The sequence below is a fragment of the Streptomyces sp. NPDC107575 genome, assembly GCF_055657265.1.
In genome coordinates this window covers 428325-445678 of the sequence record NZ_JBVKBG010000005.1, presented here as the reverse complement: position 1 = coordinate 445678, position 17354 = coordinate 428325, and the positions used below count along the sequence as shown (strand labels likewise).

15 protein-coding genes are annotated in these 17354 nt (G+C 72.2%); 8 read left to right on the top strand and 7 right to left on the bottom strand.

What is annotated here, in order from left to right; translation table 11 throughout:
* Positions 1 to 7 precede the first annotated feature (7 nt).
* Positions 8 to 2230: a galactose-binding domain-containing protein gene (locus ACZ7L4_RS26795; protein ID WP_472106380.1), complete on the top strand. Its 2223-nt coding sequence runs from the start codon at positions 8 to 10 to the stop codon at positions 2228 to 2230.
* Here the strand turns inward: ACZ7L4_RS26795 and ACZ7L4_RS26790 are convergent.
* Positions 2227 to 4320 carry an ATP-binding protein gene (locus tag ACZ7L4_RS26790; RefSeq protein WP_472106378.1) on the bottom strand — a complete coding sequence of 698 codons (2094 nt, stop codon included), beginning with the start codon at positions 4318 to 4320 and terminating at the stop codon, positions 2227 to 2229. The two genes, ACZ7L4_RS26795 and ACZ7L4_RS26790, sit on opposite strands and share 4 nt — an antisense overlap.
* A gap of 345 nt (positions 4321 to 4665) precedes the next feature.
* On the opposite strand from ACZ7L4_RS26790, the gene ACZ7L4_RS26785 reads away from it, so the two are divergent.
* The gene (locus ACZ7L4_RS26785; RefSeq protein WP_450811216.1) at positions 4666 to 4890 is read left to right on the top strand and encodes a hypothetical protein; all 225 of its coding nucleotides are present in this window, start codon (positions 4666 to 4668) and stop codon (positions 4888 to 4890) included.
* Positions 4891 to 4895: 5 nt separating this feature from the next.
* On the opposite strand, the gene thpR is transcribed toward ACZ7L4_RS26785, so the two are convergent.
* From thpR to ACZ7L4_RS26770, 3 genes are all read right to left on the bottom strand, one after another.
* Positions 4896 to 5501, bottom strand: a complete 606-nt coding sequence (gene thpR / locus ACZ7L4_RS26780) for an RNA 2',3'-cyclic phosphodiesterase (protein WP_472106376.1) — start codon at positions 5499 to 5501, stop codon at positions 4896 to 4898.
* A 67-nt stretch (positions 5502 to 5568) separates the two neighbouring features.
* Positions 5569 to 8241, bottom strand: a complete 2673-nt coding sequence (rph, locus tag ACZ7L4_RS26775; protein ID WP_472106374.1) for a rifamycin-inactivating phosphotransferase — start codon at positions 8239 to 8241, stop codon at positions 5569 to 5571.
* Positions 8242 to 8332: 91 nt separating this feature from the next.
* A complete protein-coding gene (locus ACZ7L4_RS26770) occupies positions 8333 to 9226 on the bottom strand; it encodes a LysR family transcriptional regulator (protein WP_472106372.1) in 894 nt (297 codons plus the stop codon).
* A gap of 98 nt (positions 9227 to 9324) precedes the next feature.
* Here ACZ7L4_RS26770 and ACZ7L4_RS26765 point away from each other — a divergent pair, with 98 nt between their 5' ends.
* Together ACZ7L4_RS26765 and ACZ7L4_RS26760 are read left to right on the top strand one after the other, a co-directional pair.
* Positions 9325 to 10083 (top strand): sulfite exporter TauE/SafE family protein, encoded by a 759-nt coding sequence (locus tag ACZ7L4_RS26765; protein ID WP_472106370.1) that lies wholly within the window; start codon positions 9325 to 9327, stop codon positions 10081 to 10083.
* A 77-nt stretch (positions 10084 to 10160) separates the two neighbouring features.
* Positions 10161 to 11057, top strand: a complete 897-nt coding sequence (locus ACZ7L4_RS26760; protein ID WP_472106369.1) for an MBL fold metallo-hydrolase — start codon at positions 10161 to 10163, stop codon at positions 11055 to 11057.
* A gap of 41 nt (positions 11058 to 11098) precedes the next feature.
* Here ACZ7L4_RS26760 and ACZ7L4_RS26755 read toward each other — a convergent pair whose 3' ends face one another.
* Positions 11099 to 11545, bottom strand: coding sequence for an anthrone oxygenase family protein (locus tag ACZ7L4_RS26755; protein ID WP_472106368.1), 447 nt, complete (start codon positions 11543 to 11545; stop codon positions 11099 to 11101).
* Between the two features lie 95 nt (positions 11546 to 11640).
* On the opposite strand from ACZ7L4_RS26755, the gene ACZ7L4_RS26750 reads away from it, so the two are divergent.
* A complete protein-coding gene (locus ACZ7L4_RS26750) occupies positions 11641 to 12219 on the top strand; it encodes a TetR/AcrR family transcriptional regulator (protein WP_472106367.1) in 579 nt (192 codons plus the stop codon).
* Between the two features lie 24 nt (positions 12220 to 12243).
* Here the strand turns inward: ACZ7L4_RS26750 and ACZ7L4_RS26745 are convergent, their stop codons facing one another.
* Entirely contained in the window at positions 12244 to 13353 is a 1110-nt protein-coding gene (locus tag ACZ7L4_RS26745; protein WP_472106365.1) for a DmpA family aminopeptidase, read from the bottom strand.
* Positions 13350 to 13997 (bottom strand): TetR/AcrR family transcriptional regulator, encoded by a 648-nt coding sequence (locus ACZ7L4_RS26740; RefSeq protein WP_472106364.1) that lies wholly within the window; start codon positions 13995 to 13997, stop codon positions 13350 to 13352. Before ACZ7L4_RS26740 ends, ACZ7L4_RS26745 begins: the two co-directional genes overlap by 4 nt.
* A gap of 130 nt (positions 13998 to 14127) precedes the next feature.
* On the opposite strand from ACZ7L4_RS26740, the gene ACZ7L4_RS26735 reads away from it, so the two are divergent.
* From ACZ7L4_RS26735 to ACZ7L4_RS26725, 3 genes are all read left to right on the top strand, one after another.
* Positions 14128 to 15594, top strand: a complete 1467-nt coding sequence (locus ACZ7L4_RS26735) for an APC family permease (protein WP_472106363.1) — start codon at positions 14128 to 14130, stop codon at positions 15592 to 15594.
* 118 nt (positions 15595 to 15712) lie between these two features.
* On the top strand, positions 15713 to 16120 hold the full coding sequence (locus ACZ7L4_RS26730; RefSeq protein WP_472106362.1) for a YciI family protein: 408 nt from the start codon (positions 15713 to 15715) through the stop codon (positions 16118 to 16120).
* Between the two features lie 17 nt (positions 16121 to 16137).
* On the top strand, positions 16138 to 17277 hold the full coding sequence (locus ACZ7L4_RS26725; protein WP_472107358.1) for an RNA polymerase sigma factor: 1140 nt from the start codon (positions 16138 to 16140) through the stop codon (positions 17275 to 17277).
* Positions 17278 to 17354 lie beyond the last annotated feature (77 nt).

The following is a 17354-nucleotide window of genomic DNA, read 5'->3' as shown; positions in this document are numbered from 1 at the left end:
CCCCCGAATGAGACCCGGTATCCGCACGGCCCGCACCGCCGCCACGGTGTTCATGTCCGCCGTCGCCCTCTCGCTCGCCCTCCTGCCCGCCGCCTCGGCGGCCGCCGGCACGGCCGTCCTGCACGCGGCGCCCCACGGCTCCGGCTCCGCGTGCACCCGCGCCGAACCCTGCTCGCTCGACGGAGCCCGCGACGCCGCGCGTGCCGTCAGCGGGAAGGGCGTCCGTGTGGAACTCGCGGACGGTACCTACGCGTTGAGCCGTCCGCTCGACCTCGGCCCCAAGGACTCCGGAGTCACCTGGGCCGCCGCGCCCGGCGCTCACCCCGTCCTCTCCGGAGGCCGCGCGGTCACCGGCTGGTCCGCGAACGACGACGGCACCTGGACGGCGAAGGTCCCGGAAGGTGTCACCCCGCGCCAGCTCTTCGTCGACGGCATACGCGCGGTCCGCGCACGCGGAGAGTCCTGCGCCGCCTCCGTGTGCGATGCCACCAAGACGGGCATGACCGGCGCCGAACGCACCGGCATCACCACGTGGGCGCGGCCCACCGACGCCGAGGCCGTCATCCGGGTGCGCTGGCGCAACTACCACTGCCGGATCGCCTCCGTCAGCGGTGACCTCATGACGTTCGCCCAGCCCTGCTGGACCAACGCCTCGTCGGGTACGAACCGGACGGGCCCCGCCTGGGACACCACCACCGTCGACTCCAGCCGCTACGCGAAGGTGTCGTTCTTCGAGAACGCCCGCGAACTCCTGGACAAGCCGGGCGAGTTCGTGTGGGACTCGGCCGCGCGCACGGTCACGTATCTGCCCCGCAAGGGCGAGAACCCGCGCCGCTTCCAGGCGGTCACCCCCGCCACGGAAGGGCTCGTGACCCTCGACGGCGCCCACGACGTCCGCCTCACCGGCATCGGCTTCGCGTACGGCGCCTACCGGCAGCCCGACACCGACGAGGGCTACGCGGGCACCCAGGCCGGGCTGACCCTCACCGGAGCCACCGGCCCCGTCGACCACGCCGGCCGCCACTACACCAAGCCCGCCGCCGCGCTCACCGTCCGCGGGGGCAGGGACGTGGTCGTCGACGACGCCACGTTCACCCGGCTCGGCGGCGCCGGAGTCGTCTTCGAGCGCGGCACCCAGGACTCGACGCTCACCCGCTCCCGCTTCACCGACCTGTCCTCCGGCGCCGCCTACATCGGAGACACGGAACCCCTGCCGACCGCCGAACTCACCGGCGCCCGCAACACCGTGTCGTACAACACCGTCCGGCACACCGGCGTCGAGTACACGGACGCCGTCGGCATCTGGGCGGGCTACGAGGCGGGCACCGCCATCGACCACAACACCCTCGACGACCTGCCGTACTCGGGCATCTCCGTCGGCTGGGGCTGGAACCAGCCCGAGGTCCAGAAGTCCGTCCTGCGCGACAACCGCATCACGAACAACCGGATCACCAACGCCATGCGCGTCGCGTACGACCAGCACGACGGCGGTGCCATCTACACCCAGGGCGCCCAGCCCGGCACCGTGATCTCAGGCAACTACCTCAACCGCAGCGCGTACGGGAACACCGAGCGCGACGGCAACGGCATCTACCTCGACGAACAGTCCAGCCACATCACCGTCACCCGCAACGTCCTGACCCGGCTCGGCTACAAGTGGGTCTCCAACTGGGCCGACTACGGCATCGACAACCACGCCACCGGCAACTGGACCGACACCGACGCCCCCGCCCTCGGCGGCACCGGATCGACCATGACCGACAACCACACCAAGCTCGACCGACTGCCCACGGCGGCGCTGAAGGTGGCAGGGTCGGCCGGCGCGGATCCCCACGGCAGCGTCGAACAGCTCCGCCGCGACCTCGCCCGCACCGGCACCGCCACCCAGTCCTCCACGGAGGGCACGGCGTCCGCGGCCCGCGCGACCGACGGCGACACCTCCACCGACACCCGCACCGAGTCGGAGCCGGGCGCCTGGTGGCAGGTCGACCTCGGCGCCGTCCGGCACATCGGCCAGGTCGAGGTCTGGAACGACGCGTCGACGACAACCGGCGACTTCGACGTGCAGCTCGCCAGGTCCGCCGACTTCTCGGACGCGACGACCGCACACATCACGGGCAAGGCCCTGCGCCCCACCCTCCTCGACACCAACGCGGAGGCACGCTACGTTCGCATCAAGCTGAACGGGACGGGCCGGGTGGGCCTGAGTCACGTACTGGTGCACCCCTAGAGAGGCGGCGCCGCAGCCGTGTTCAGGACCTGGCTGATGCCGGTGTTCCGGTCGGTGGTGCGGCCGGCTTCGAAGGTTTCCAGGTAGGCAGTCTCCCCGAGGGCCTCGCGGGTCCGGCGCTCGCAGGCTTCGTGGGCGGCCACCATCGGAGGGATGCCGGCCTGTGGCCGGCCGAGCGTCTCCCAGAGCTGTGCGGCCAGACCGAGCAGCCGGGCTGCGTCCCGGGGCCTGCCCGTGGCGATGGCGGAGCGGGCCAGGGATTCCAGGGCATGGGCGGTGCCCACGTCGTCGCCCAGCCGGAGTTTGGTCCGCAGCGCGGCCCGCGCGTGCGCGTCCGCCTCCTGGTGGCGCCCCAGGGCCAGCTCGGCCTGAGCGCGGACGAAGTCGCCCCAGGCGCGCATGCTGCGCTCGCCGACCCGGTCGCATGCGGCGCTCAACTCGTCCAGCCAGACGACGGCCTCCTCGAAACGGCCGGCGGAAACGAGCGAGTGGGTGCCGAGGACCAGCGCCGAGAGGGGATTCATGGTGAGCGGCTCTTCGCGCCAGTCCGTGGCGAGTTGAGCCTCGGCCCGTGTCACCGTCTGCTCCAGGTCGCCGCGCCCCGCCAGCATCCGTAGCTCGGTGGCAGCCGCGTAGGCGCGTTCAGTGACGCCGAGCCGTGCGGCCAGAGCGGTGCACTCGGCGGCCCGTTCCTCAAGGGAAGCCAGGTCGCCCAGGTACATCAGTACTTGACCGCACGCGTACAACGCCTTGACCCGTGCGGGGGAGGGCTCCGTGTCGGCTGCCAGGGCCTGGTCCAGGTAGTACCGGCCCTCCGTCACGAATCCGCAGCCCTGCCAGAAGAACCACAGTGCCCCCGTCATCTCCAACGCGTGGCGACCCCCGGGTTCGGTCAGGCAGTACTCGAGCGCGGCGCGGACGTTGTCGTGTTCGGCCGTCATCCGGTCGTACCAGGCGAACTGGCCGGGCCCGATCCAGGCGGCGTCGCCCGCCCGGGCGAGGGCCAGGTAGTGGTCGCGGTGGCGGCGGCGCAGCGCCTCCTCCTCGCCGAGGCCGCGCAGCCAGTGGGTCCCGAACTCCCGGATGGTGTCCAGCATTCGGTACCGCTCGCCGCCCCCGGTGGGCTGCCACGTCAGGATCGACTTCTCCCGCAGTGCGCCGAGTACGGCCGGGATGCGCGCGGCGGGGAGATGGTCGTCGGCGCACACCTGGCACGCCGTGTCGACGTCGAAGCTGCCGGCGAAGACCGACAGCCGCGCCCACAGCAGCCGTTCGGACGGAGTGCACAGTTGGTGGCTCCAGCCGATGGCGGTGCGCAGGGCCTGGTGCCACGGCGGAACGGCGTCGGCGGCGATGCTCTCCGTGTCGCCCAGGACGGCGAAGCGGTCGTCGAGCCGCGCGGTCAACTCCCGTACCGGCAGCTCACGCAAGCGGGCCGCGGCCAGTTCGATCGCGAGCGGCAGCCCGTCGAGACGCCGGCACAACCGCACCAGCTCCGAGTGATCGGCATCGGTGACCGTGAAGCCGGGCACCGCCTCCGTGGCGCGCAGGGCCAGCAGCGCCACCGCGTCCGCCGCGCCCACCCGTGCGTCGTCGGCCTCGGGCACGGGCAGCGGCTCGACCGTGACGACGCGCTCACCCGCCACGTTCAGGACGCGGCGGCTCGTGGCCAGGATGCGCAGACCGGGCGCGGCCTTCAGCAGGACCTCGGTGACGAGTGCGCAGTGTTCGGTGAGGTGCTCGCAGGTGTCGAGGACCAGCAGCAGCTCCCGGTCGACGAGGTACTCCGCCAGTACATCGATCATGGGCCGTGTGCTCTGGTCGGCCAACGGCAGGACCTCCGCGATGACATGCGCGAGCAGGGCACCCTGCTCGCGCAGCGGCGAGAGCTCCACCAGCCACGCGCCGTCGCGGAAGCGGGGTTCGAGCGCGGCGGCGGCGTTCAGTGCCACCCGGGTCTTGCCCACCCCGCCGACCCCGGTCAAGGTCACCAACCGCGTCGGCTCGTCGAGGGACGGGCTGAGGAAGATCCGCTCGATCTCCGCCATTTCCTCCCGGCGGTCGACCGTCCCGGTGCGCGGTTCGGCCACGTTCCCCACCCGCCGCCGCTCATGCGGCCTCCTGTCCCGCCGCTCCGCCGCCACAACGATGTCCCCTCGCCCGGCACCACGCCCGGCTGCGTGTGCTGAGGACAGAAGCCTGTACCAGCGCGCGACGCTGCGTGACCACCGGCGACAAACTGACCGTAAGCGCCGCCTGGAGGGCCGTGCCGGACCGCAAGTGGTCGCGCGCGCCCGGGTGGTGACCCCTTCTACGCGTGATCCGGACCATTTTCCCCTCCTCTCGTGGCGCGACTTCCGCGAAGGTGTCACCCCTGGAACCGGACCAGTTCTCCTGCGCCTCCCCGGCCCGGGGAGGCGTCCTACACTGGCCCGGTGACGGACAACACCTGCACCCACTGCGGCACCGGCGGCCTGGAAGAAGGATTCATCGAGGACGCGGGGGAGCACTCGCGTGGCTACGCCCGCTGGATCGAAGGCGCGCTGGAGCGGGGCATCTTCGGCGGCGCCAAGCGGCTCGGCAGGCCGCGCCGACGGATCGAGGCGCGGCGCTGCCCCAAGTGCGGGCACCTGGAACTGTTCGCCATCGACAAGGTGTAGCCCCTTCAGAGCTTCGGCGGCTCGGTGGCCCCGCCCGCCAGGTCCCATGCCGCGATGTCCCGATAGCGCCTCGGTGGGGGCGTGTTACCGGGAGTGCTGCCCACCAGGTGCAGGCGCAGCGAGCGCCAGTGGCGGCCGGTGAAGGCGTCGAGCGCCGCGGCCGCCTCCGGGACGGACGTCGTGTCGTGGCGGCGGGCGCGGGCCAGCGTCAGGTGGGGGCGGAGCGGGCGTTCGGGGAAGTCGACCCCGCAGGCTCTGACTTCCTTGCGGACCGCTTCGGACAGCAGGTGCAGGCCGTTCAGGTCGCCCACCAGCCCGCTCCACAACACGCGTTCGTCGAAGTGCCCGCCGCCGCGCAGCGCCAGCTCGGGGGAGGCGTGGGCGGCGGCCAGATCGGCGAGCGGCGACCGCAGCCGCCGGACCGCCTCCACCGACTGCTCGCCGAGGAACGCCAGCGTGATGTGCCAGTCCTCGATGCGGTTCTCCCGCAGCCGGGGATGGGCGGCGTAGACCGGTCGCAGCGCGTGTGCCAGTTCGTCCTTCGCGTCGTCGGGCGGGGCGAGTGCGACGAACGCGCGCTGGGTGGCGGCGGGTTCGGACGGGTCGGTCACGTGTGCCTTCGTGTCTGAAGCGGTGAGGTGAATCGGAAGTGGGGGTCCGTAGCGAGGGAGGCCCCCGTTACTCCAGGAGCTCGACGTACCCGTCCGCCCCGTGCACCCGGATCCGCTGCCCGTCCCGGATCAGGCGGGTCGCCCCGGCCACGCCCACGACCGCCGGCAGACCGTACTCCCGGGCGATCACCGCGCCGTGCGTCATCAGCCCGCCCACCTCAGTGACCAGGCCGGCGACCGCGACGAACAGCGGGGACCAACTGGGGTCCGTGTAGGCCGTGACGAGGATGTCGCCCGCCTCCAGATCGGCCTCCGCCATGTCGAGGACGACCCGTGCCCGCCCCTCGATCGTCCCGGCGGACACCGGCAGACCGACCAGCGCACCGTCCGGCACGTCCGCGCGCCGGTACGCTCCGCTGACGGCCTCGCCGTCCGAGGTGAGCACGCGCGGCGGGGTGAGCGACTGGAACGTACGGAAGTCGTCCTTGCGCCGCTGAACGAGCCCGGCGTCCGCCCCTTGCGTGCGGACGACGTCGTGGAGTTCCTGGAACGTGAGGTAGTGGATGTCCTCCGCTTCGGCGAGCACACCCGCACGGACCAGGCGCTCCGCCTCCGCCGCCAGGGCCTGCTTGTAGATGAAGTAGCGGCGGATGATGGCGTACTTGGGGTACTCGCGGTACCCGATGAACGTGCGGACCCGGTCGATCATCCGCCGGGTCTCCCCGGCCCTCGCCTCCCCGTCGACAGGCAGGGCGCGCAGGCGTGCCAGCACGTCCGCCTCCTTCCGGCGTGCCTTCTCGAGCCCCTCCTCGAACCTGCGCTCCGCGGCGCCCGGTGCGAAGTTCCGTACGTTGTCGAGGATCACCGGCACGAGCGTGGTGGGGCGTTCGCTCCAGCGCGGCCGCGTGATGTCGATCTCGCCGACGCAGCGCATGCCGTACCGGTCGAGGTAGGCCTCGATGGCGTCGCGTGCCTCGGGGCCGCCCGCCCGCTTGCTCAGCTCGTCCAGGAAGGTGTCGTCCGCGAGGTGCCCTGCGTCCTGGAGGAAGGCGAGCACCTCGGGAAGCGGGCGAATGACGTCGGCGACGTCGAGCAGGGCGAGGCCCATCTCCGAGGTGATGTTGCCGGGGGCGGACAGCGTGAGGGTGTCGGCGGCGTTCTTCTCGCCCAGCCACTCGTACAACTTGTCGTTGAGCCACCACGTGGCCTCCATGCCGGCCATGACCGCCTGCATGCTCAGCCGGTCGCCGAGGGCACGCTTGTGCTCCTCGAAGGCGTCGAGCAGGAAGTCGAACAGCGCGGGACCGGCCTTCGTCCGGATGTCGCGCTGCAGGGCGGCGACGGACTCCTGACTGCGCGCGATCAGCCCGGTGACGACGGCCGGGTCGGTCGCGAGGGGCGCGGGCGGGCCGCCGCCGGCCGGTGGCGTGGCGGGGGCCGGGTCGGGAAGCGTCGGGACGAAGTCGCCGCGGTCGAGGACGGTTTCGAGGGCGTCCCTGAACAGCGGGTCGCCTCTGCCCACGAGGTCGAGGAGGCCCGCGCGGCTCGTCGGGGAGGCCAGGCGCCGGGTGGCGTCGACGAACAGCCGCCCGCCGGCCTCGTGCATCGGTGCCATCGCCGTCAGCTGCCATACGGAGATGCCCAGCGGCCGCATCGCGTCGGTCATCATCTGCTGATGGCCGACGGAGAGGTAGACGTGGTTCTCCTCGTCGTCCCGCTCGGGGACCGGGAACAGGGTCGTGATCGGCCGGCTCTGCACGATCCGGAACCCGGCGTCGGTACGGGCGTCGGAACCGGCTTCGGCCCCGGCATCCGTCGTGGCGTCGCCGTCGGCCGCGGCCAGGCACCATTCGATGTCCTGCGGCCGGCCGAAGTGCGCCTCGATGCGCCGCCCGAGCTCCACAAGGCGTACGACCTGGGCGTCGGTCAGGGACGGCTGCTCCTGCCGCGCCACGTCGACGGTCACTTCCTCCGTGCCACCGCCCGGGAGCGCGTACACGGCACGCTGCTTGGCGGCGATGGTCCGCTCGACGACCGCGCCGTCGCGCACCCGGAACACGTCCGGGTTCACCAGACCGGAGACCAGGGCCTCGCCGAGACCGAAGCCGGCGTCCACGGTGGCGACCTTGCGGTTGCCCGTGACCGGGTCGGCCGTGAACAGGATGCCGGAGGCTTCGGGGCGCACCATCCGCTGGACGACCACGGCCATGTCGACCGTCCGGTGGTCGATGCCGGCCCGCTGACGGTACGTCACGGCCCGCTCGGAGAACAGCGAGGCCCAGCACCGGCTGATGTGCCGGAGGATCTCCTCGGGCCCGACGATGTTCAGGTACGTGTCCTGCTGGCCGGCGAACGAGGCCGTCGGCAGGTCCTCGGCGGTGGCACTGGAGCGGACGGCGCAGGCGGCCCGCTCACCCAGGTCCGAGAGCGCGCGCCCGATCTCCGCGGCGAGATCCTCCGGGACGCCGATGCCCTCGACGGTCCGGCGGATCTCCGCACTGAGCGTACGGATCGTCTCCCGGTCGTCGGGATCCGCGCGCTCCAGCCGGTCGAGCAGTTCCTCCAGCGACGGCGCGTGCGCCACGGCCCGCCGGAAGGCGCCCGTCGTCACACAGAACCCGTCCGGGACGAGGACACCGTCGATCCGTGCGAGGCCGCCCAGGTGAGCACCCTTGCCGCCGACGAGAGCGACGTCCGTCTCGTCGACCTCCCGCAGCCCCACCACGTACTGCTCGCTCACCGCGTCGCCTCCCGGGCGGCCGTCCGTCTCCGACGGCCCACTATGAATGACAGCTCACCATGCCACCTCACCGGGACCGATGTGTGCCGGATCATGACTCCAGGGCCGCTCGACGCAGGTGGTCGGCGAGCGCCTCGGCCGCCGGTGACGCGGCGTCGTCCTGGGCGCCCCAGGCCAGCAGATGGCGCCGGCGGGCCCACGGTTCCCGCAACTCGCACACGTCGAGCGGGCGGCGCGGGTCGATGGCGCGGCGCGGCACGACGGCGAGCCCGGCGCCCGCGGCGGCGAGGGAGACCAGGACGTTCAGGTCGGCGACGGTGGTGCGGTGGCGGACCACCGGGGCGTGCGGCCCGAGCCGCTTCTCGATCCAGCGGCGCAGCGAGGAGCCGGCGTCGAGGCCCACGAGCGGGTGCTCGGCGACCTCGTTGTACGTCAGCGAGGTCCGCCCGTCGAGGACGCCTCCGGCCTGGCCGATCACCACGAGGGAGTCGTCGCCCAGCGGCTCCGTGCGCAGGCCGCAGTCCTTGGCCTCGTCGTCGATGACGACCCCCAGGTCCGCCTCGCCGTCGGAGAGCCTGCGCACGGTCCGAGGTGTGCGGCTCTCGGACACGGTGACGTCGGTGTCCGGGTGGGCGCGCAGGAACGGGACGAGGGCGTGCGGCACGAGCCGGTGCAACGCGGATCCGCCGCACAGCAGGGTCAGCCGGGCGTTCGGGGACCGGGTGTAGCTCGCCACGGCGCTGTCGAGGCGCGCGGTCCGGTCCAGTACGTCGCGTGCGTGGCGGGCCAGCGTCGCCCCCGCGGGAGTGGGCCGCACGCCCCGGCGGCCGCGGATCAACAGCTCCACTCCTGCGTGGTGTTCGAGCGAGCGCACCCGGGCGCTGGCCGAGGGCAGGCTCAGGTGCATGCGGCGGGCGCCCGCCGTGATCGAGCCCTCCGAGACGATGTGGAGGAAGAGCCGCAGGTCGTCGAGGTCGTAGCGCACAGGCCCAGCCTAGGGCAGAGCCTTAGGCACAGGCTTAGGCTGGGGACGTCGATGGCGCATTGTGGTGTCGATCGTCGGCGGGTGATGCTCTGCGGGTGATGGAGCCCTTTCTTGTCCTGCTGGCCGGCGTCGCAGCCGGAGCCCTCAACGCCATCGGCGGTGGCGGAACCTTCGTGGCGCTGCCCGCGCTCGTCGCCGTCGGCCTGCCACCGGTGGTCGCGAACGCGGTGTCGCGCGTCGCCCTCGTGCCCGGCGCGGTCGCCAGCGCCTGGGTCTACCGGCGCGAACTCACACCCGTCGGAGCCACGTCCACGAAAGCGCTGACGGCGATCAGCGTGGTAGGCGGAGCCGTCGGCGCGGGACTGCTCCTGGTGCTCCCCGCGTCCTCCTTCGACGCCGCGGTGCCCTGGCTCCTCGCGTTCGCGACGGTGGTCCTGGCCTTCGGGCGGCACCTCTCCGGTGCACTGACCCGTGCGCTGGGCCGCCCGGTCCGGATGAGTGCGCGCGCCGTCCTGATCGGCCAGTTCTTCCTCGGTATGTACGGGGGATACTTCGGCGGAGCCGTAGGCATCCTGATGCTGGCCCTGTGGGGCATCGGCTTCGGTCTCGACGCAGCGGCCGGCAATCCGATGCGGGTCACCCAGCTCGCCGCCATGTACCTCAGCGCGACCGTGCTGTTCCTCCTCGCCTCGGACGCGCTGACCGCTCCGCTTCTCCTCATGGCCATGCTGGTCGGCGCCGTGGCGGGCGGCTACGTCGGCGCCCAGCTGGCCCGCCGCCTCTCCGCCCGGCTGCTGCGGGGAGTCCTGTTGACGACGGCGGTCACCACGACGGTGCTGTACTTCCTGCGCGGGTGACACGGCGGGCCGGCGGACCGGCGGGGCGGTGAGGGCCCCATGGCGGTCCCGACCCCACTCCGATAGAAACGGTGACCATGGAATCTCGTCCCACCGGATACATCCCCGAGGAGTACGGCGCGGTCAGCGTGCTCGTCGGTGCCCGCAACGGCGCCTACCCGTACGGGAATTCGCTGCTCGTGCGCGGCGCGGACGCCTCTCTGGTCGTCGACCCGTCGCTGTCGCTCGTCGACGACGCGCCGCCCGCGGACCTGGTTCTCGTGAGCCACGCGCACGAGGACCACATCGCTGGGCTCGGGCGCTACGAGGTGCCGGTGCATGTGCACCACGGTGACCTCGACGCGCTGCGGTCGCGCGCCGCGCTGATCGCCGCGCTCGGGCTGCCGCCGGACGCGGTCGAGGCCGTGGACGCGCAGATGCGGGACGAGTTCCATGTGACGGGGCGTCCGGACGCGCGGGCGTTCAAGGACGGCGCAGTCTTCGACCTGGGCGGGCGGACGGTGACGGTGGTGCATCTGCCCGGGCACACCGCGGGGCACAGCGGGTTCCTGGTCGAGCCCGACGGGTTCCTGTTCGTCGCGGACATCGACCTCACCTCGTTCGGTCCGTACTACGGGGACGTGGGCAGCAGCCTCGTCGACTTCGAGGCGTCGATGCGGCGGTGTGCGGAGATCGATGCCCGCTGGTACGGCACCGCCCACCAGAAGGGGGTGATCGAGGGGGCGGCGGAGTTCCGCCGCCGGCTCGACGCGTACGCGGGTGTGGTGGACAGGCGCGATGCCGAACTCCTCGCGTTCCTGGCCGAACCGCGGACCGTGGAGGAGATCGCCGACCACCGGCTGGTGTACCGGCCGCACGTCGAAGGTGCGCACATCCGGCCCGTGGAACTGCGCACTGCGCGGCGGCACTTGGAGCGCCTGATGGGGCAGGGCCGGGTCGAGGAAGTGGCGGCCGGCCGCTTCCGTGCCGCGTAGGGACGCGGCACACGCGGGGGAGTCCTCGGCGTCCCGCCTGCTCAGAGCAGGGCCGTGACCAGCACGGCGAACGAGGCGACGATGACGGCGACGCGGACGTAGTGGTAGCGGTCCCAGCGGTGCATCTGCTCCTTCCAGTCCGCGGGCCGGTTCTCGGCGGTCCACGTCTTGCCCTGGTTGTTGATCGGGACGAGCAGCAGGATCGACATGATGACGCTGACGAGCAGCAGCGCGCCCGCGACGACGAGGAGCCCCGCGCCCGCCTCGCCCCAGGCGGCGACGGCCCAGATCGCGATGAGGACGAGCGATCCGATGTACCAGAAGGGCATCACGGCGCCGAGCATCCGGCCCCCGTGAGAGCGGGCCTGCTGATTGGCGTCGTCGGGGAGCCCGCTGAAGATCGGGTTCATGACGAAGGCGACGGAGAACTCCACCCCCACCATCACTCCGAGAACCACGGTGGTGAAGACCTCAAGTGCGTTGAGCATGGTGCCCCCTCCTGAGAGATATCTAGCAGTGCTAGATGATGGGGCAACGCTAGCGCTACTGCCGCTCGGTTGTCTAGCGGTGCTAGGATCGGGTCATGTCGGTACAGGAACGCAAGGAGCGTGAACGCGCGAGCCGCGAGCGCCTCATCGTGGCGACGGCCCGTGAACTCGCCGAGGGGCAGGGCTGGGACGCGGTCACCACCCGCAAGCTGGCCGAGCGCATCGAGTACAGCCAGCCCGTCCTCTACAGCCACTTCCGGGGCAAGCGCGAGATCATCGGCGCCGTCGCCCTCGACGGCGCCGCCGAACTGGCCCAGGCGCTGCGGACCGCGACCGCCGCCGCGGACGGCCCGCGCGCCCGGGTCACCGCCCTCGCCCGTGCCTACCTCGGCTTCGCCGAGCGGAACCCGGCGGTCTACGACGCAGTGTTCCGGCTCGACGGCGGACTCGCGTTCGCGCAGGAGGACACCCCGGAGCCCCTGAAGGACGCCTTCGCGGCCCTGTTGGAGTGCCTCACCGAAGTGGCGGGGGATGACGTCCACCCGGCGCTCTTCACGGAGACGTTCTGGGCCGCCCTGCACGGCCTCGCGACCCTCGGCCGCGCGGGCCGGCTGCCGCCCGAGTACGCGGAACAGCGATTGGAGCTGCTGGTGGACCGGTTCGCCGTGCTCTGACGCCTTCGCGGCCCGGTCGGGGAGTCATGCGAGGAGTGCGCGGACCCGGTCGTGCGGGAGTGCCGGAGTGCGGTGCCCGTCCCGGCCGGTCATCTCCGCGTTCGCCACGAGAGCGTTGAGGACCGCCTCCTCGACCGCCTGGACCACGGCCTCGTAGAAGGGGTCGATGCGGCCCCAGGGGATGCTGCGCATGACGTCGTAGTCGTCGGCCGTCGGCTCGCCGGCCGGGAAGGCGCTCGTCAGCGCGCCGGCGTTGGCGGTCGACATGGCCAGGAAGACGTCCCCGGAGAAGTGGCTCGCGGTGGTGCCGGTGCGGCCCAGGCCGATGGGGACGCGGCGGGCCAGCGCCTTGCACTGGCCGGGCAGCAGCGGCGCGTCGGTGACGATCGCGACGATGACGGAGCCCGCGCCGCCCGGTGCGAACCAGTCGGTGTCCTCCAGGGGATTGTCGTCGAGCAGGTGACGGCCGACCGGGGTTCCGGCGATGGTGAGTTCGCGGCGGTCGCCGAAGTTCGCCTGGACGAGCGCGCCCACCGTGTACCGGTCGGGACCGTACGCGACGACGCGGGACGCGGTGCCCGAACCGCCCTTGAAGCCATAGCAGTTCATGCCGGTGCCACCCCCCACCGAGCCCTCCTCCAGCGGGCCGCGGGCGGCCGCCTCGATGGCGGTGGCGGCGTGCTCGGGGCGTACGTGGGGGCCGTTGATGTCATTGAGGTAGCCGTCCCACGTCTCGGTGACCACGGGCAGCAGCCACTGCCGGGCGAGCTCGGGACGGTGCTCGGTCGCCCAGTCGATGACACCGCGGTGCACGGTGCCGACCGCGTGGGTGTTGGTGATGCACACCGGGAGGGTCAGGGCGCCGGTCTCCTCGATCCATGTGGTGCCGGTCATCTCTCCATTGCCGTTGAGCGAGTACCAGCCCGCGGCGCAGGGCGTGCCCACGGCGTCCCGGCCCCGCGGCAGGAGCGCGGTGACGCCGGTGCGCACCGACTCGCCCTCGACGAGGGTGACATGGCCGACCTCGACGCCGGGCACATCGGTCACCGCGTTCCAGGGGCCGGGGGTGCCGTCGAAGGGAATGCCGAGCGCGCGGGCCCTGGGACGTCCCGAAGGTGTGGTGTCGGTGGTCATGACGCGGAGTCCTCCGGGGCGATGGCGGTGGGGCGGTCGGGGGCGAGGTCGGCGCAGCCGGTCGCGGTGCGGGCGTAGCCGAGGATCAGTTCCAGCGCGCGCCGGTTGGTGACGACGGAGCTGCTCGCGATGATGTGCAGCCCGTAGGCGTCCTCAAGGCCGACCAGGTTGGTGGCGATGTCGAGGGCGGGCTCGCTCAGATGGAAGTGCCCCTGCGCCACGCCCACCTCCAGGATGCCCATGTACAGCACGACTTGACGGTCGGTCAGGCCCTCGATGTGGGCCTGCTGGACCGGGTCGTCGGGCAGATCGGAGCTGAAGCGGTACAGCGCCCGCACCAGCTCGTCGTCCGGGCCGTGCGGAAGGCCGCAGTGGGCCGACGCCACCAGCTTGTCGCGGGCGTCGGACAGTGCCGAGACCCTGGCCATGCGCCGCGTGAAGAAGCGGTCGACGGCCTCCTTGTACACCTGGCGCAGCAGCTCGTCGAGGTCCTGGAAGTAGTAGTGCACGGAGCCCCGGGCCACGCCCGCGGCGTCGGCGATGTCGGCCACGCGGACGCGGGCCGGGCCGTGCTTGCTGACGGCGCGGGTCGCGGCGGCCACGAGCTGGGCCCGCCGAGCGGTCTGGTTCTTTGGTCTCGCCACCCCTCAATCTTTGGCGACTCGGCCAAGAAATTCAAGGGATGCCGAACTTTCCGTTGACAGCAGTGGGTTGCTGGAATTTGGTTGAGGTGCCAAAGAATCCAGTGCGGCATCCGGTACAGGGGAGAGACCGATGGACGAAGAGCTCACGGCGGGCAGCAGAACCCCCGCCGCACCGACCGGCGTCGCGGCCCCGGACGCGCCGGCACCCGGCACCGGCCCCAAGTACGCCCAGCAGCTGTCCCGTTCCCTGACCTTCAAGGAGAACGTGCTGATCACGCTCTCCTCCGTCACCCCCGCCTCGAGCGTGTTCATCATCGTGCCCTCGGTCGTCCAGGGCATCGGCGGTGCCTCCACGATCGCCTTCGCCATCGCCGCGCTGGCGGGCGTGTTCATGGCCTTCTGCTACGCCGAACTCTCCAGCCGCTACCCCGTCACCGGAGGCGAATACGCCTTCGCCGCCCGCACGTTGGGCCGCCCCACCGGCTTCGCGATGTTCGTGCTCGCGCTCGTCGGGGGCATCGGCATCCTGGCCGTCGTCGCCCTGGGCACCGGGGACTACCTCGGCGTCGTGTGGGGTTCCCTGCACGGCAAGGGGGTCGGCGTCGCCGTGGTGCTGATCGCCACGGTCGTCGCGCTGTTCAACATCCGTACCAACGCGTGGGTCACCGGTGTGTTCCTCTTCCTGGAACTGGCGGCCCTCGTGGTGCTCGCCGTGCTCGGCTTCCTCCACGTCGACCAGCCGGTCTCGACCCTGTGGACCGCGCAGATGCTCGGCCACTCCGGCGTGCTCGAAGGGGCCTCCTGGGGCCTGGTCGCGGCGGCCACGACCACCGCCATGTTCGCCTACAACGGCTACGGGACCGCGGTGTACTTCTCCGAGGAGACCCGCGAGGCCGGGGCGACGATCGGCCGCGCCATCCTGTGGTCCCTCGGTGTCACCGTGGCCGTCGAGATGATCCCGCTGATCGCGGTGCTGCTCGGGACCCCGAGCATGTCCGCCCTCATCGGGGCGGACTCGCCGATGAACTACTTCCTGCTGGCCCGGGGCAACGGGACGCTCAACACCGTCGTCAGCCTCGGCATCGCCCTGGCCGTCATCAACGCCGTCATCGCGATGATGCTCCAGATGGGCCGGCTGCTGTACTCCTCGGCGCGGGACGGCTCCTGGCCGGACGCCGTCGGCCGTCCGCTGGCCGCCGTACACCCCCGCCTGAAGACGCCGATCCCCGCGACACTGGCCGTCGGCGTGGCCACGGCGCTCGTGGCCTGGCTCGTCCCCTTCTCCACCCTGCTCCTGGCCACCGGCGCCAACCTGCTCGTGCTCTACGCCGTGGTGGCCCTGTCGGCCCTGGTCGGACGCCTCACCGGGCGCACCGCCGGGGCCGCGTACCGGATGCCGCTGGGCAGCACGGGGCCGATCGTGATCCTGGCGGTGATGGCCTACGTGGCGTGGGAGACGACGACCACCGACTGGGTGCCGATGGTGATCACCCTGGCCGTCTTCGCCGGCGGATACCTGTACTACTACGGCTATCTCCACGCCCGCCGCGACGAGCGCTGGACACTGCCCGAGCCGGCCGACGAGGAGACCGCCTGAGGATCCCGGAGGATTCCCGGGAAAAAAGTTCCGCGGGGATGTCGAGAACCGCGGACCGGCTCCGTCCCCGGTATGAACGCGACCACAATGGGTCGCACGATCACCGAGGAGAGCCACCATGGCCAAGTACCTGCTGCTGAAGCACTACCGGGGCGCGCCCGAGCCGGTCAACTGCGAGCCCATGGACCAGTGGACGCCCGAGGAGATCTCGGCCCACATGCGGTACATGCACGACTTCGCGGCCCGCCTGGAGAAGACCGGCGAGTTCGTCGACGGGCAGGCGCTGGCCCCCGAGGGCGCGTGGGTCCGCTACGACGGGGAGGGCCGCCCTCCGGTCACCGACGGCCCGTTCGCCGAGACCAAGGACCTGATCGCCGGCTGGATGGTGATCGACGTCGACACGTACGAGCGCGCCGTCGAGCTGGCCGGCGAGCTGTCGGCCGCACCCGGGGCGGGCGGCAAGCCGATCCACGAGTGGCTGGAGGTGCGCCCCTTCCTGGCCGCCCCGCCCACCATCTCGGAGTGACACACCCGGTGTCGGCCGTGGACGAGGTCCTGCTCAGGAGCCTCACGCCGAGCGTGCTCACCGTCCTCGTCCGCCGCGGAGCAGACTTCGCGGCGGCCGAGGACGCGGTGCAGGACGCCCTCGTCGAGGCGCTGCGGATCTGGCCGGACGAACCTCCGCGCGATGCGAAGGGCTGGCTGGTCACGGTGGCGTGGCGCAAGTTCCTCGACGCCGCCCGCGCCGACACGGCCCGCCGCCGGCGCGAGGACCGGGTCGAGGAGGAGCCTGCGCCCGGCCCGGCCCCCGGGCAGGACGACACGCTCCAGCTCTACTTCCTGTGCGCCCACCCCTCGCTCACCCCGGCCTCCGCGGTCGCCCTCACCCTGCGCGCCGTCGGCGGGCTGACCACACGGCAGATCGCCGAGGCGTACCTGGTGCCCGAGGCGACGATGGCGCAGCGAATCAGCCGGGCCAAGCGCACGGTCTCGGGTGTGCGCCTCGACCGGCCCGGCGACGTCGCCACCGTCCTGCGCGTCCTCTACCTCGTCTTCAACGAGGGCTACTCCGGCGACGTGGACCTGGCCGCGGAGGCCATCCGCCTCACCCGGCAGCTCGCGGCCCGCATCGACCATCCCGAGGTCGCCGGGCTGCTCGCCCTCATGCTGCTCCACCACGCCCGGCGCGCCGCACGGACCGCGCCCGACGGCGGCCTGGTGCCCCTCGCCGAGCAGGACCGCGGCCGCTGGGACACGCGGCTGATCGCCGAGGGCGTCGGGATCCTCCAGGCCGCACTGGCCCGCGACCGCCTGGGCGAGTTCCAGGCCCAGGCGGCCGTCGCCGCGCTGCACGCCGACGCGCCCACAGCCGCCGAGACCGACTGGGTGCAGATCGTCGAGTGGTACGACGAGCTGATCCGGCTGACCGACAGTCCGGTCGCCCGGCTCAACCGCGCGGTCGCCGTGGGGGAGGCCGACGGTCCCCGCGCGGGCCTCGCCGCGCTCGCCGAACTGGACGCCGCCCTGCCGCGCCACACCGCGGTGGCCGCCTACCTCCACGAACGGGACGGAGACCTCGCCAAGGCGGCCCGCCTGTACACCGATGCGGCCCGCAAGGCCCCCAACCTCGCCGAACGCGACCATCTGACCCGCCAGGCCGCCCGGCTCAACGCCCGCCGCTGACGCGGGTGTCCGGTGGGACAACAGCGCCCGACGCCCACACCAATTGCGTGCCCACCGTGTGAAGGCGGCCGGGGAGT

What these genes read in the sequence shown, in the direction of transcription:
- ACZ7L4_RS26795 (WP_472106380.1), top strand. Translation starts at nt 8, where the DNA reads ATGAGACCCGGTATCCGCACGGCCCGCACCGCCGCCACGGTGTTCATG.
- ACZ7L4_RS26765 (WP_472106370.1), top strand. Translation starts at nt 9,325, where the DNA reads ATGGAGCCCTTTCTTGTCCTGCTGGCCGGCGTCGCAGCCGGAGCCCTC.
- ACZ7L4_RS26760 (WP_472106369.1), top strand. Translation starts at nt 10,161, where the DNA reads ATGGAATCTCGTCCCACCGGATACATCCCCGAGGAGTACGGCGCGGTC.
- ACZ7L4_RS26755 (WP_472106368.1), bottom strand. Translation starts at nt 11,545, where the DNA reads ATGCTCAACGCACTTGAGGTCTTCACCACCGTGGTTCTCGGAGTGATG.
- ACZ7L4_RS26750 (WP_472106367.1), top strand. Translation starts at nt 11,641, where the DNA reads ATGTCGGTACAGGAACGCAAGGAGCGTGAACGCGCGAGCCGCGAGCGC.
- ACZ7L4_RS26745 (WP_472106365.1), bottom strand. Translation starts at nt 13,353, where the DNA reads ATGACCACCGACACCACACCTTCGGGACGTCCCAGGGCCCGCGCGCTC.
- ACZ7L4_RS26735 (WP_472106363.1), top strand. Translation starts at nt 14,128, where the DNA reads ATGGACGAAGAGCTCACGGCGGGCAGCAGAACCCCCGCCGCACCGACC.
- ACZ7L4_RS26730 (WP_472106362.1), top strand. Translation starts at nt 15,713, where the DNA reads ATGGCCAAGTACCTGCTGCTGAAGCACTACCGGGGCGCGCCCGAGCCG.